The organism is Amycolatopsis suaedae, from assembly GCF_004214935.1.
Classification (GTDB): Bacteria; Actinomycetota; Actinomycetes; order Mycobacteriales; family Pseudonocardiaceae; genus Amycolatopsis; species Amycolatopsis suaedae.
The window spans coordinates 243839-258054 of record NZ_SFCC01000012.1 but is presented as its reverse complement, the minus strand read 5'-3'; the positions used below and the strand labels follow the sequence as shown (position 1 = coordinate 258054).

Genomic DNA, 14216 nt, shown 5'->3' with positions numbered 1-14216 from the left:
CCGCATGGCCGTCCACCAAAGTGGACGGCACACCGGCCGATCACAGCCGGAAGTTGACTGCCGGCCGGGACGCCCGTTCATAACCTCCAGGTGAATGACGGAGTCGACCAGCCGGGAGGCCACGCGGTGGCAGCAGCTGAGCGGCGCGTCGAGGCTCTCGACGTGCTGCGTGGGATCGCGATCCTGGGATCGCTCGCGACCAACATCTGGTTGTTCGGGAATCCGGAAGGACCTTCCCGGGGGCCGGCTTCCCCGCCCTACGATTCGCTGGCCCACTCGGTGGAGGCGTTTCTCGGCTTCCTCGCCAACGGCAAGTTCATCTCCCTGCTGACGATCCTGTTCGGCGTGGGGCTGGAGATCCAGTACCGGTCGGCGGTGCGCAGGGGCGCCGCCTGGCCCGGCCGTTACCTCTGGCGGGCCACGCTGCTGTTCGTCGAAGGACTGGTGCACTACCTGCTGATCTTCGAGTTCGACGTGCTGATGGGCTACGCGGTGGCGTCGGTGGTGGTGGCCTTCCTGGTCGGCAGGAGCACCCGGGTGATCAACGGCTGGATGTACGGGACGGGCTGCCTGCACCTGGTGCTGGCGGCCGGCATCGCGCTGACGGCGACCGGCCAGGGCAACATCGCGGTCAGCCGTCCCGGCCTGTTCGCCGACGGCACCTGGTGGGAGCAGGTCCTGAGCCGGATCGACCTGTGGTTCGTCTACCGCGCCGAGTCGATCTTCATGATCCCGATGGCGATCTCGCTGTTCCTGGCCGGTGTCCGGATCTGGCGGGCAGGTGTGTTCACCGACGACGAGCGTGGTGGCGTGCTGCGCCGCCGGATGATGATCCTCGGCCTGGGGCTCGGTCTGCCGCTCAACTTCGCGATGACGCTGGTCCAGGACAACAGCGCCGTCAGCCGGTACGTGTTCGCGCCGATGGTGGCCGCCGGCATCCTGGCGCTGGCCGTCACGGTGGTGCTCCGGCTGCCCGGCAGGCACGGCGTGCTGCGCCGCGGGCTCACCGCCGTCGGCAAGACGGCGCTGACCGGTTACATCCTGCAGAACCTGCTCGGCTCGGCGCTGGCCTACGGCTGGGGCCTCGGCCTGGCGGTGACGCTGGCGGGATACCGGCCCTGGTGGGTGATCGCCGCGTGGTTCGTGCTCTCGGCGGTGCTGACGGTGTTCGCCGTCGTCTGGCTGCGACACTTCAGCAGGGGCCCGGTGGAGCTGTTCTGGACCTGGGCACAGAACGCGCCCAGGCGTAAGGACGCCGCGACTACGATGGGTACATGAGCGATTCCGCGCCGATCCGGGTGCTGCTGGTCGACGACGATCCCATGGTGCTCAGCGGGCTGACCATGATCCTGGCCGGAGCGCAGGGCATCGAGGTCGTCGGCGAGGCCAGGGACGGCGGCGAGGTGCCGGACGCGGTGAGCAAGCAGAAGCCCGACGTGGTGCTGATGGACATCCGGATGCAGCGCGTCGACGGACTGCGCATGACCGAGCTGCTCCGCTCGCGGCCCGGTGCGCCCGAGGTGATCATCCTGACCACCTTCGACGCGGACGAGCACGTGCTGCGCGCGCTGCGTGCCGGGGCCAGCGGTTTCCTGGTCAAGGACACGCCGCCGGGTGACATCGTGCGTGCGATCGAACTGGTCGCGCGTGGCGAGGCGATGCTGTCTCCCACGGTGACCAAGCGCCTGGTGACCCATGTGGCGACCGGGCAGCGGACCGCGGGCGACCGCGCCCGTACGTTGTTCGCCAGGCTGACCGAACGCGAACGTGAGGTGGCGCTCGCCATCGCGATGGGGAAGTCCAATGCGGACATCAGCAAGGACCTGCACATGAGCCTGGCCACGGTGAAGACCTACGTCTCCCGCGCGCTGGCCAAGGTGGAGGCCAACAATCGCGTGCAGCTCGCCCTCCTGGCCCACGACGTCGGCGCCGCCGGGTAGCGCTGCCGGGCCGTCGAACGCCCCAGGTGCGGAGCTTGCTAGCATCGGGTTTCCACGATCACAGCACGTGGTGGCCCCGGTAGCCCAATCGGCAGAGGCAGCGGTCTCAAAAACCGTCCAGTGTGAGTTCGAGTCTCACTCGGGGCACTCGAAACGCCTGGTCAGAGCGCTGTCTGCGGCGCTCGGGTCGGGTAGGATCGCTGCAGAACCACACAAAACCCTCCCCTTTGACAGAGGAGGGCCCATGGCTCGACCACCACTACCGCTGGGTACGTGGGGCAAGATCAACACCATCGCACCGAAGTCGGGAAGCTGAGCGCCGTCGCTCCGGGGCGTGAACGCGCTCGGTTCTTGGTTTGCAGGGGTCGGTTACGGTGGGTTCGTCGAGCCGACGATGGCCCCAGGCGTCCTCGATCACGGCGAGGCAGGTGCCGAGCAGGCGACCCGGCGACGCACTGATGGCGTCGAAGACGTTCGGGATGTATTCGGCGAAGGTCGGGATCCGGTCAGGTTTGTGATCGCGGTCGCCAATGAGGGCTGCCGGCGACACCCCCAGCTTGTTCAGCAGCACTCGTGCGGCTTCCAGTTCGGCGCTCGAAGCTCCATGTGAGAGCGGCTCCCGCCGCTGCGCGGCCATTAGCCTCCCCGCCCTGTGGACGACCTGAAGTAGCGCACCGCCATCGCGTTGAGGATTCGGTGCCCCTGAACGAGGAGAATCCTGTGCTCGGGAAACCCGATCAGTAACACCTTGTGGCTCGGCTGAACCCCGAGGATGCGCCGAACCCGTTCTGGGATACCGATGAGATGGTGTCGCGAGACCCGGTGTTGGCCGGACGGGCAGGGATGAGAAGAGCGGTGTCCTGCACGACGTGGATGTCGAACCGGTGATCATGCGGCCAGTCCGGGTGTTCGACGACGTCTTTGCTGGAGAAGCGGCCTGACGCGTCGACGCGGGCCATGTCAAACACCGTCGACGGGTCGGCAGTCAGGGAATGGAGATGCGGTACTGGCGTGGGGAAGATGGGATTTGTGTTCGAGAACATCCGCTTCGACTCGTAGCCGACTATGGGCGGCTGGACGTGCTCAAGTGCTCCACGCCCTGTCGAAGGGTGTTCGGTACTCACTATCGCGCTCCTCCAAATCAGGGGGAGGGCGTAAGCGCCAGAGGCTCCGCGTCGGCAGCGGACTGCGCCGGTCAGCCGACATGTCGGTGGCGCCTCTCAAGCCATAGTACCGAAGCCGCCCATGGGTCCCTTCGTGTTCGCGAACCACCTGGTCGCCGTGTGATCGCCGTGGTCGGCTGACCGGTGCCGTGCGATCCGTCCGGAGGTCGCTACGCAGGTCGCGGTGGGGTGCTGTCCCGGATGACGACCTCGGTGGTGACCTTCTCGGGGCCGGACGTGGCCGCGTCCGTGAGGGCTAGTTGGACGGCCCGCGCGCCCATCACGGTGAGGGGAGCGGCCACGGTGGTGAGCGTGGGGATGACATCGGAGGCCGTGGGAAGGTCGTCGAAGCCGGCGACGCCGATCTGACGACCGGGCACGATACCCGCGTCGCGGAGCGCGGACATCGCGCCGATCGCCATGACGTCGTTGAGAGCGACGATCACGTCGATGTCGCCGAGGCCGCGCTCGATCAGCGTGCGCATGGCCGCGTAGCCGCCGTCGCGGGTGAACGCCGCCTCGATGACGTGTGCGGGGGCGAGTTCGTATTCGTCGGCGACGCCGTCCAGCCGTTCCTGCGAGGTTCGCTGCTGGAGCGGCCCCCGGAGCACTGCGGGCCGGCGATAGCCGAGGCGCTTGATAGCCGCGGCGAGGCGGCGGCTCCCGTCCCGGTTCTGCAGGGCGATGGTGGGAAAGGGCAGTTCGGGCTGGCTGATCAGCACGACCCGGCCGCCGGTCCGCTCGAAGGTGCGCAGTTCGTCGATCAGTTCATCCTGATGCAAGCCTGCGGTGAGCCTGCTGCCGGTCACGACGATCGCCTGCGGGCGTTGTCCTCGCAGATGGCGCACGATCTCGAGTTCGCGTGCGGGGTCGCCACCGGTCACGGCCATCGTCAGGGTCAGCCCGGCGTCGTCCGCGGCCCGCCGGGCGCCGGCGGCGAGGGACGAGAAGTACGGATCGACCACATCACCGACGACCAGCGCCACCGTCATCGTGGAACCGCGTGCGACGGCCTGCGCCGGGAGGTTGGGCGTGTAGTTCAGCTTCGCCGCTGCCGCGAGCACCCGGTTCCGGGCGGCCTCCTTGACCTTCCTGGTGCCGGGGTGGACGGCCCGGGAAGCGGTTGCATAGGACACTCCGGCCTCGCGTGCGACGTCGTGGAGGGTGACGCGTGAACCGGCCTTGCGTCCCTTCGCCTCTCCGCCGGGAATGTCCGTGACCACACAACGCATCGTCTCATGGTGGTACCGGAGGAGGGGACCATGCCGGTGCGCTTGAGGTGGAGTGCCCGGCGGAATAAGGTCCGGGCAGCGGCCCGGCAGGGGCGGCGTGGGAAAGGAGCGGTGTCTGTGCCTCGCCGTGCCCGGCCGACCGTCACGTTGCACGACGTGGCCCGTCGTGCGGGCGTGTCGGTGGCGACTGCCTCACGCGTGCTGGGCGACAGTGGCCGCCTGGTCGGCCCCGAGTACCGCGAGCGGGTGCTCGCGGCGGCGGCGGAACTGCGTTACGTCGCCGACGCGTCGGCCCGCGCGATGCGGCGGGGCAGCGATGCCGTGGCGTTGCTGGCCGATGACCTCACCACGCCGACGATAGCCCTGGTTGTCGCCGCCATGGAGCGTGCTGCGCGGGCGGCCGGATCGTACGTGACCGTGTCCTCGACCGGCGGCACGGAGGAGGGGCAGTTACGCGCGGTGGAGGTGTCCCGGGCGTTACGGCACCGGGCGCTCGTGCTGACCTCCGGCCGGGTCGACGCGTCGGCACTCGGGGGCAAGCTGCTGGAGGCGCTACGGTCCTACGTGGAGGACGGCGGCCGGGTGGTGATGGTCGGTGACACCGACCTGCCGTTCACCTCCATCGGGTTCGACAACCGCGGCGCGGCACGCACCGTCGGCCGGTTCGTCGCGGAGCAGGGACACGAACACGTGGTGATCCTGGCCGGGCCCCCTGGCAACCCGGCAGGACAGGAGCGGGTCGCCGGTTTCACGGAGGGCCTTTCGGCGACCTCCAGAATTCGCACGGTCGCCTGCGAGCGCAGCCGGCAGGGCGGGTTCGACGCGATGACAGGGCTGATCGGGGAGAAGGAGCGTCCCGACGTCGTTCTCGGAATGAACGACGTCGTGGCGATCGGGGCGCTCGCCGCGCTGAACTCGGCCGGTGTCCAGGTGCCGGATGAGGTGTCGGTGGTCGGGTTCGACGACATACCGCTCGCCGCGGACGTCACGCCCAGGCTGACCACGCTGGCCCTGCCGTTCGGCCAGGTCGGCGCCGAAGCGATCGCCCGTGCGCTGGACGCGGACGGCGAGACCGGCAGGCTCCGCGTCGGCGGACGCCTCGTGGTCCGCGACAGCCTGCGCCTCGCCGGCCGTGCGGCCCCGCACGCCTTCCCCGGCGGGCCGGCAGCCGGCTGAGGCCCCCGGCCGGCTCTTGACTCCCGTTCCGGCGGAAGCCACACTCGCTGCGGAATACGTTTACCGAGCGACCCGCGAGCACCGGTCCGGTGACGCTTCGACGAGGAGGCGCTAGGTGGCACGAAGGAGAATCCGGTTCGCGGCGGCCCTGGTCGTGACGTCGGTGCTCGCGGCGACGTCGGGTGCGTGTACCGCGCCGACGCGGGGCGGTGGCGAGGACACCACGGCTCCGGAGAAGCCGGCGCAACCGATCACGCTGACCGTGCTCGACGGGGGCGGCGATCTCGCCACCAACAAGCTGCTCATCGAGAACTTCGTCAAGGCCCGCCCGGAGCTGGTGGCGTCGGTCCGCTACGAGACCGCGTCGGCACCCGACACGGTGGGCAAGCTCAAGGCTCAGCAGGCCGCCGGCGCCGTCGATATCGGCCTTCTGCTCGGCGGCACCGACGTTCTCGGCGGGGCGATCGAGCAGAAGATCGTGCGGCAACTGCTTCCGTCGTTGTCGGCACACCTGCCCGACCTGAACAGTCTGCAGGACGACGGGCGCAGGCAGTTGCAGACGATGGCGCAGGGGTATGGCGTCGAATGCGTCTACACGCCGTCCGGGCCGGTGCTCGCCTTCGATCCGGCGAAGACGTCCGCGCCACGCACCCCGCAGGCCCTGCTGGAGTGGGCGAAGGCCAACCCCGGCAAGTTCAGCTATGCCCAGCCGGCGAACTCCGGGTCGGGCCGTACCTTCCTGATGTCGCTGCCCTACCTGCTCGGCGACAGCAACCCCGCTGATCCGGTCGGTGGATGGGCCAAGACCTGGGCGTACCTGAAGGAGCTCGGCCGGTATGTCAGTTCCTACCCGGCGAGCTCGACGATCCTGGCGAAGCAGTTCGGTGACGGCAGCCTCGGGCTGATTCCGACCATCGTGGCCCACGACGTGTCGAACCGGCAGAACGGGACCTGGAGCCCGGCGACCCAGGTGGCGCTGTTCGACAACCAGGCGTGGGTCGCCGACGCCCACTACATGATGGTGCCGAACGGGGTTTCGCCGCAGACCTTGTACGTCGTCCTCGAGCTGATGAAGTGGGTGCTGCGGCACGACCAGCAGGTGCTGACGTACTCGCAGGGGGTGCTGACCACCGCGATCGCCGGGACGTCGGTGGACCAGGCGGACGCCGCGGGCAAGGAGTTCGTGGCGAAGTGGGGCAGGAAGGACTTCTACCCGGCGGCGTTCGCCAACGGCGTGATCAAACCCCCGCTGGCCCCGTCCGATCAGCTGAAGGCCTTCGACATGTGGTCGAGGGAGGTGGGCAGCCGTGCGGGTGGCTGAATCGAACCTGACGGCGACCACGCACTCCTTCCGGGAGCTGCGGTTGCGCGGGGTCAGCCGGTCGTTCGGCAAGGCGATCGCGCTGAAGGAACTCGACCTGACGCTGTACGCGGGAGAGTTCGTCGCGCTGCTCGGCCCGTCCGGATGTGGCAAGTCGACGGCGCTGAACTGCCTGGCCGGATTGCTCCCGCTCACCGGTGGTGAGATCTGGAAGGACGAGCAGCGTATCGACACCCTGCCGCCCGAGCGGCGGGGCTTCGGCATGGTGTTCCAGTCCTACGCGTTGTTCCCGCATCTGACGATCCAGCGCAACGTCGAGTTCGGCCTGCGCATGCGGGGCGTGCGGCTGGTGCAGCGGCGCAGTCGGGCGGCGGAGGCACTGCGCACGGTGAAGCTGGCCGATCACGCGCACAAGCGGCCGGCCGAGCTGTCGGGCGGGCAGCAGCAGCGGGTGGCGATCGCGCGCGCACTGGCCATCGAACCGGACATCATCCTGATGGACGAACCACTGTCCAATTTGGATGCCAGTCTCCGCGTGGAGCTGCGCACCGAGATCAAACGCCTGCATCAGAGTCTCGGGCTGAGCACCCTCTACGTGACGCACGATCAGGAGGAAGCCCTGTCGCTGGCCGACCGCGTGGTCATCCTCCGCGACGGCCGGGTCGAGCAGAGCGGACCGCCGGCGACGGTGTACAGCAGGCCGGCCAGCCCGTACGTCGCGGCGTTCATGGGGTATCGCAACCTCTTCACCGCCCGCGCGACCGCGGCGGCCGGGCCGGGTGACACGGTTTCCGTTCATCGGGACGGTTACGTGTTCCAGGCGACCGCCGTGGCGGGTGTCCAGGCCGGTGCGGAGGTGACGCTGGCGATCCGGCCGGACGAGGTGACCGTGGGGGAGGGTGGCGCGAACCAGATCACGCTCGCGACCGAGGTGGTCGAGTTCATGGGCCGTGAGATCCAGGTACAGGGACGCATGCGGGATGGTCAGGTACTCCTCCTGCGCACCGGCAGCGACGTCGTGCCCGGTGACTCGGTGCCGGTGCGCCTTCCCCGGGAACGCCTGCTCGCGTTCGGTCAGGTCGACGGATGACCACCGGGACGCTCGCCGGTGCGGAGAGCAGGAGGCGGTCGTGGCGCGCGGCGCTCGCCGAACGGGGCGTCGACACGGTGCTGCTCCTGCTGATCCCTGCCGTCGCGGTGATCGCGATGCTGTTCCTCTACCCGTACGTGTACGGGCTGATGATCAGCCTGCAACCGCTTGAGGGCGGCAGTGCCTTCGCCAACTACGAGTCCTTCTTCAGCGACCCGTACCTGCGGGAGACGATCTGGTACACGTTGCGGCTGGCGCTGCCAGCCGCCGTGGTCAGTGTGGCGTTCGCGTTCCCGCTGGCATACCGGATGCGCCGGGCCTTCCGTGGCCGGACGCTGATCATCGGCCTGTTCGTCCTTCCGATGACGTTCGGCAGCGTCCTGCTCGCGGCGGGGATGACCCAGATCTTCGCCCCGAACGGCTGGATCAACCTGTCGCTCGACGCGATCGGCCTGCCCCGGGGCTCGTTCCTCTACAACTACACGGGCACCTTCATCGCGCTGCTGCTGTCCACCGTGCCCTTCTCGTTCCTGCTGCTCGTCGGCATGTTCGCCGCCGTCGACCGCCGGATCGAGGACGCCGCGGCGACCCTCGGCGCCGGACCGGCCGCACGGTTCTGGCACGTGCTGTTCCCGCTGATGGTCCCGGGGCTGATGACCGCGTTGACGCTGGCGATCGTCGAGGCGTTCGCCGTGTTCCCCTCCGCGGTGCTGATCGGGCAGCCGGACAACGCCACCCACGTCATGTCGATCCCGCTGTACCAGGCGGCGCAGCAGCGGTTCGACTACGGCAACGCGTCCGCGATCGCGGTGGTCATGACGGTGGTCGAGCTGGTGGTGCTCGGGGTGCTGTTCGGTATCCGCTCGCGGCTCTACGCCGGGCCATCCGCCTCGGGAAAGGGCTGAACCGATGTCCCGGACCATTTCCCGGCTTGGCAAGCTGACGTTCACCTCGGTGATCACCTGGAGCGCCGCCGCCTGCTTCATCCTCGTGCTCGTGTCACTGTTCGCCTCGGTCGTGCTCGAGGCCTTCTCCACCGAGTGGCGGGGCGGCTGGTGGCCGGCGGGCTTCACCGTCGACTGGTTCGCCGAAGCCTGGCACGCGGGGGTCGGCGACGCACTCGTCACGACGGTGCAGGCCGCCGTGGCGGTGGTCGTGATCGCGTTGTCCGTCGGTGTGCCGGCGGGCTATGCCCTGGCCCGGCGGAGCTTTCCCGGCAAGAGCGTGGTCGTACTGCTTCTCCTGCTGCCGGTGATGCTGCCGCCGCTCACCTATGCCGTGCAGCTCACCGCGCTGCTCTACCGGATCGGGCTCGGCGGTTCGCTGGCCGGCGTGATCATCGCCAACCTGGTACCGACCGTGCCGCTGGTCGTGCTGATCACCATCCCGTTCGTCCAGCGAATCTCACCGGAGATCGAGAACGCGGCGCGGGTGTTCGGCGCGAACACGTTCCGGTTGCTGGTGCGGGTACTCGCCCCGCTGCTGCGCCCGGGAATCTTCGCAGCCGCGATGCTGGTGATGGTACGCATGCTGGGCTCGTTCGAGCTGACCTTCTTCGTCGCCAACCAGCAGTCGCAGACGCTCGTGGTGACGCTCTACGGCGCTGCCGCCGATCCGGCAGGCCCGCCACCCCCGTTGATCGCGGCGATGGCCGTGTTCTACATGGGTCTCGCCGTCGTGTTGCTGATCGCGGGCCTGCGTTACGTGAACCCGGCGGACGCGGTCACGGCCAGACGTATCTGACTTTTTCAGGAGGGCAGAACATGCCGGAACAACCCCTGTTACCCGGCGGTATCGGAATGTCGCGGTTGCGGGTCTACCCGTGGGACACCGACGACGGCTCGTACGGCGGTTCACCGCACATGCACCTGACGTGCACCGAGTGCTACGTGGTGCTCGGGGGAACCGGCGAGCTCCACACCGTCACCGCTGCTGGGCTGAGCCGGGTACCGCTGGAACCGGGCGACGCGGTGTGGTTCACACCGGGCACTGTCCACCGGGCCGTCAACAACGGCGGCCTGCGGGTGCAGGTGCTGATGCAGAACGACGGCCTGCCCGAGGCGGGCGACGCGGTCCTCACCTTTCCCGCCCGGTACCTGGAAAGTCCGCGGGCCTACGCGTCCGTGGCCGCCATCGGCGACGGCGACCCGAGCGAGCGGGAGCACCGGGCCAGGCGCCGCAGGGACCTGGCCGTCGCGGGTTTCGGCGAACTCGTCGTGGGCGGCGCGCAGGCACTCGAACGGTTCTACGCGGCCGCCGTCGCGCTGGTGGCCGACCGGCTGCCGGACTGGGAGAAGACTTGGCGGGACAGGGCACTGGCCGCCGCCGAGCGGACGGGCACGCAGATAGCGGCCCTGCGGCGAGGTGATGGCTCCCACCTCCGTGCCGCCGCTGTCACCCGGCTCACCGACCCGGCGGAGGACACACTCGGTATGTGCGGCTATCTCGCCCCGTACCGGCGTGACCAGGCGGTCGCGCCGCGGGTCACGTGATGCGGCGTACACCGCCGGACGGAAGGGGAGCGGGGACAGTGACCGCGTATCGTGTCGGAATCGTCGGCACCGGGGCAATCGCCCGGACGCACGCACTCGCGCTGCGCCGGCTCGCCGAGGAGACCGGCGATGTGGCGCTGGTGGCCGCCGCGGACACCGACCCCGGCAGGCTCTCCGTATTCGCGGCCGAGTTCGAGGTCGCCGCCGTCTACCCGGACGCCGAGGCGTTGCTCGCCGGCGCTGGTGCCGACATCGTGCACATCTGCACTCCGCCGGGCGTTCACGAGCCGATGGCGCGGGCCGCTCTCGAGGCGGGCAGTCACGTGGTGGTCGAGAAGCCCGCCACACTCAGCCTCGCCGATCTCGATCGGCTCATCGATGCCGAGGAGAAGTACGGCAGGTTCGTCGCCACCGTGTCCCAGCACCGCTTCGGCTCCGGCGCCCGGCGGCTCCAGCACCTGATGCGGTCCGGCGCGGCCGGACGTCCCCTTCTCGCGCGGTGCGACACCACCTGGTTCCGCGACCAGGCGTACTTCGACGTCGAATGGCGGGGCCGCTGGGACACCGAGGGTGGTGGGCCGACGATGGGACACGGCATCCACCAGATCGACCTGCTGCTGTCGATCCTCGGCGAGTGGACCTCGGTGCGGGGGCTCGCGCGGAAACAGGCGCGGGTGACCGAGACCGAGGACGTCTCGCTGGCGCACGTCGAGTTCGCCGGCGGGGCTGTCGCCTCGGTGGTCAACAGCGTCGTGTCGCCGAGGGAGGAGAGCTACCTGCGCTTCGATTTCGAGTACGCGACCGTGGAACTGACCCATCTGTACGGCTACACCGACGCGGACTGGCGGGTGACGCCGGCGCCGGGCCACGAGCGGCGGATAACCGAGGCGTGGGAGTCCGGACCGGCCGGGGTGCGCAGCGAGCACCTGGCGCAGTTCCGCGAGGTGGTGCGGTCCCTGCGGGAGGGAACCGCACCGCCGGTATCCACATCGGACGCGAGGTCGACGCTGCGGCTGGTCGCCGGGATCTACGCGTCCGCGTTCGGAGGCCGGCCCGTCCGGCCCGATGACCTCGGACCCCGGTCTCCGTTCTACGAACGAATGCGCGGCGACGGCCCGCCGTGGTCCAGCTCGCGGAGGACCGCTGAAAGGAGCATCGTGACCAGTGACGTCGAAACGATTCCGGCCCAGGAGCGATCGGCGGAGACCGGCCTCGGACTGCTGCACGAGTACAACCGTGCGGTCCACGTACGCTGGCAGGGGGCGGAGCTGTTCCGCTACGTGTACCGGCCGTGGGAACCTCGGCTGGAGTCACCCAAACCGTACTTCCACCCGTTGCGGACTCTCGGTGGCGACCTGGTGAGCGTGTACCGGCCACACGACCATGTCTGGCACAAGGGCATTTCCTGGTCTCTGTGCAACGTCGGGGACCAGAACTTCTGGGGCGGGCCGACCTACGTCCGCGGCGAAGGGTATCGCCAGCTCGACAACAACGGAACCCAGCTGCACACCGGTTTCGCCAGCCTGGACGCGAGCGCGGAGCGTGTCGACGTGGTAGAGGAGCTCGACTGGATCTCGCGGTCCGGTGCTCGACTGTTCACCGAGCGGCGCGGCTTCTCCGTCCGGGTCCACCCGGACCTGGACGCGTGGCAGTTGTCGTACTGGACGGCGATGCGCAACACCAGCGGCGGCCCGGTGGCTTTCGGCAGTCCCACCACGAACGGCCGTGCGGACGCGGGTTACAGCGGCCTGTTCTGGCGGGGTCCGCGGTCGTTCTCCGGTGGAGTGGTGGTGAGTCCCGACGGTACCGGTGGCGACGAGCTGATGGGTTGCCGCGCTGCCTGGCTGGGTTTCGTGGGGAAGCACGATGGCGCCGCCGGGGCTTCCACCCTGGTGTTCGCCGAACACGAATCGAACTACTCGTATCCGACGAAATGGTTCGTGCGCTCCGGGGTCTTCGCCGCTGTCTGTCCCGCGCCGTTCTACGACACCGAACACGAGGTGGCCGCCGATGACACGCTGTCGCTCCGGTACGACGTGATAATCGCCGACGGTGCCCGGGACGCGGGAGACTGCGGCCTGCTGGCGAAGCGTGCGGGTGAGGCGTGGCGTCCGTAGAGCAGCCGATGCTCACCCGGGAGCACTTCGGCAGGGAACTCCGACGGTTCCGCGAGCTCGCGGGACTCACGCAGGTGCAGCTGGCGGCGCGACTCGGCTACGACCACACCTACCTGTCGAAGCTCGAGAGCGGCGCCCGGGCGCCCCGCATCGCCTTCGCGCGCCAGGCCGACCACCTGCTGAACGCGGCAGGGGCGCTGCTCAGGCTGGCCACGGGCGGAACCGCCATCGGAGTGAGTGCGCCGGGCGGGCTGCCGCTGCCCAGCACCCCGCCGGGCGCCGGCACGGCGCCGTCGCCACCGGTTCGCCGGATCGACCTGCCCGCGTTCGGCGTGACCTGCCCGCTGCACGACACCGAGGGGTGCAGCGTGCCGGTGCCCGCCACCGGTCTCGCGGAACTGCTCCTGGTGAAGGGCCGCGTGCCAACGGCGGACACCGACACGCTGCACGGCTTCGCCGTCCTGCTGACCACCTACCTCAAGGCCGATGCCGAAGTGCTCACCGGCGACCTGTCCGTTCCGGTGGAGCGGGCGTTGCGCGGGCTCGTGGAGCTGATTCCGCGAGCCCGGGGTGCGGTCTCGGCCGGTCTGCTGCGACTCGCCGCCCAGTATGCCGACCTGGCCGGCTGGCTCCGGGTGAAGCGCGGCCAGCACGGGGTCGGGATGATGTGGCTGCAGCGCGCCGTCGAGTGGGCGATGGCCGCGGGCAACTTCGCGACCGCGAGCGAGGTGATGACCAACATGAGCGTGCTCGCCTGGCTGGAAGGCGACGCCGCCACGGCATTGGAACACAGCCGCGCCGCGGCCGAGGTGGACCGCGGCCGTCGGTGGACCGTCGTGCAGGCCAAGCTGTACCAGGCACGCGGTCACGCACTGCTCGGTGACGGCGAGGGGTTCACCACGCAGGCAGGGGAGGCGCGGCGGATGGCCGAACGACTCGGCGACCGGGACCGGATCGAAGCGCCCTGGTTGTTCGGTGCCGAGGGAGAGACCTTCATCGCCTCGCACCTGGCCGGCGCCCTGCGGGACCTGGCCGACACCACCGGCGACCGGACGATGGCGGCCCGCGCGGTGCGCTTCGCCGAGACCGCGCTGGAGACCCTCCCCACCCGGATGCACCCGAGCCGGCCCCTGCTGACGCTGCGCCTGGCCGACAGCCACGCCTGCACCGGCGATCTCGACGCGGCCATCGCGCTGGCACGACCGGTGATGCCGGCTGTGCGGTCGGCAGGCAACACACTGCTGCGGAAGGAACTCGCCCGGCTTCGCGCCCGGCTCGCGGGCCGATCAGACGCGTTGTCGTACGGTCCCGGCCGAAGCACGTGAAGGCCACGTTCAGTACGTGAGACGTCAGGGCCCCGGCAAAGTCGGTGTGGCCGGGCCCGGGGCGGTTGCTGAGGGCACCTTGGTTGCGCATGGCGCAAGTGGGGTGCCGTTGGCTGCGGCGGGATGGGCCCCGGTGTTGTCTCGTTCGTGGTGGCGGCTGGGGTGGGTGTGCCTGCCGGTGCCGGTGTGACAGGTGTGTCCCGTCTGGAGGAACTGGCCAGGGTGGTGAAGGCCACCTTCACTACGTGAGATGTGGTGAAGGTGGCCTTCACGTGCTTTACCCGGCCGGTGTCTCGTGATCTGGAACTGCCGTGCCGGAGAGTGGGAGGAGGCGGGCGTGAACGGTCAACTCGCGGGTCC

At 69.5% G+C, this 14216-nt stretch carries 13 protein-coding genes and 1 tRNA gene; 11 read left to right on the top strand and 3 right to left on the bottom strand.

All coding sequences use genetic code 11. The features are described 5' to 3' along the window. Positions 1-126 precede the first annotated feature (126 nt). From EWH70_RS24395 to EWH70_RS24385, 3 genes are all read left to right on the top strand, one after another. Positions 127-1278 (top strand): DUF418 domain-containing protein, encoded by a 1152-nt coding sequence (locus EWH70_RS24395; RefSeq protein ID WP_240687199.1) that lies wholly within the window; start codon positions 127-129, stop codon positions 1276-1278. Further along, complete coding sequence (locus EWH70_RS24390; RefSeq protein ID WP_130477811.1) at positions 1275-1940, top strand: response regulator transcription factor; 666 nt, start codon at positions 1275-1277, stop codon at positions 1938-1940. The genes EWH70_RS24395 and EWH70_RS24390 overlap by 4 nt, the downstream gene beginning before the upstream one ends. Before the next feature lie 73 nt (positions 1941-2013). Next, positions 2014-2087: transfer RNA gene (locus tag EWH70_RS24385), tRNA-Leu, on the top strand. A 112-nt stretch (positions 2088-2199) separates the two neighbouring features. On the opposite strand, the gene EWH70_RS24380 is transcribed toward EWH70_RS24385, so the two are convergent. The 3 genes from EWH70_RS24380 to EWH70_RS24370 all read right to left on the bottom strand — a co-directional run bounded on the left by EWH70_RS24380 (position 2200) and on the right by EWH70_RS24370 (position 4326). Next, positions 2200-2577, bottom strand: a complete 378-nt coding sequence (locus EWH70_RS24380) for a hypothetical protein (protein ID WP_130477810.1) — start codon at positions 2575-2577, stop codon at positions 2200-2202. Between the two features lie 100 nt (positions 2578-2677). Next, complete coding sequence (locus EWH70_RS24375; RefSeq protein ID WP_130477809.1) at positions 2678-2899, bottom strand: hypothetical protein; 222 nt, start codon at positions 2897-2899, stop codon at positions 2678-2680. 374 nt (positions 2900-3273) lie between these two features. Continuing rightward, a complete protein-coding gene (locus EWH70_RS24370) occupies positions 3274-4326 on the bottom strand; it encodes a LacI family DNA-binding transcriptional regulator (protein ID WP_240687198.1) in 1053 nt (350 codons plus the stop codon). 120 nt (positions 4327-4446) lie between these two features. Here EWH70_RS24370 and EWH70_RS24365 point away from each other — a divergent pair, with 120 nt between their 5' ends. The 8 genes from EWH70_RS24365 (at position 4447) to EWH70_RS24330 (ending at position 13856) form a co-directional block, all read left to right on the top strand. Beyond that, positions 4447-5511 carry a LacI family DNA-binding transcriptional regulator gene (locus EWH70_RS24365; RefSeq protein ID WP_165436393.1) on the top strand — a complete coding sequence of 355 codons (1065 nt, stop codon included), beginning with the start codon at positions 4447-4449 and terminating at the stop codon, positions 5509-5511. Between the two features lie 115 nt (positions 5512-5626). Further along, positions 5627-6832, top strand: coding sequence for an extracellular solute-binding protein (locus tag EWH70_RS24360; RefSeq protein WP_130477806.1), 1206 nt, complete (start codon positions 5627-5629; stop codon positions 6830-6832). Then, complete coding sequence (locus EWH70_RS24355; RefSeq protein ID WP_240687197.1) at positions 6819-7922, top strand: ABC transporter ATP-binding protein; 1104 nt, start codon at positions 6819-6821, stop codon at positions 7920-7922. The genes EWH70_RS24360 and EWH70_RS24355 overlap by 14 nt, the downstream gene beginning before the upstream one ends. After that, positions 7919-8827, top strand: a complete 909-nt coding sequence (locus EWH70_RS24350; protein WP_130477805.1) for an ABC transporter permease — start codon at positions 7919-7921, stop codon at positions 8825-8827. The genes EWH70_RS24355 and EWH70_RS24350 overlap by 4 nt, the downstream gene beginning before the upstream one ends. Positions 8828-8831: 4 nt before the next feature. Beyond that, positions 8832-9665 carry an ABC transporter permease gene (locus EWH70_RS24345; RefSeq protein WP_130477804.1) on the top strand — a complete coding sequence of 278 codons (834 nt, stop codon included), beginning with the start codon at positions 8832-8834 and terminating at the stop codon, positions 9663-9665. A 20-nt stretch (positions 9666-9685) separates the two neighbouring features. Continuing rightward, positions 9686-10414, top strand: a complete 729-nt coding sequence (locus EWH70_RS24340; protein ID WP_130477803.1) for a cupin domain-containing protein — start codon at positions 9686-9688, stop codon at positions 10412-10414. Between the two features lie 38 nt (positions 10415-10452). Then, entirely contained in the window at positions 10453-12531 is a 2079-nt protein-coding gene (locus EWH70_RS35875) for a DUF6807 family protein (RefSeq protein WP_240687196.1), read from the top strand. Beyond that, a complete protein-coding gene (locus EWH70_RS24330; RefSeq protein WP_130477802.1) occupies positions 12519-13856 on the top strand; it encodes a helix-turn-helix domain-containing protein in 1338 nt (445 codons plus the stop codon). Before EWH70_RS35875 ends, EWH70_RS24330 begins: the two co-directional genes overlap by 13 nt. The last annotated feature ends 360 nt before the right edge of the window (positions 13857-14216 follow it).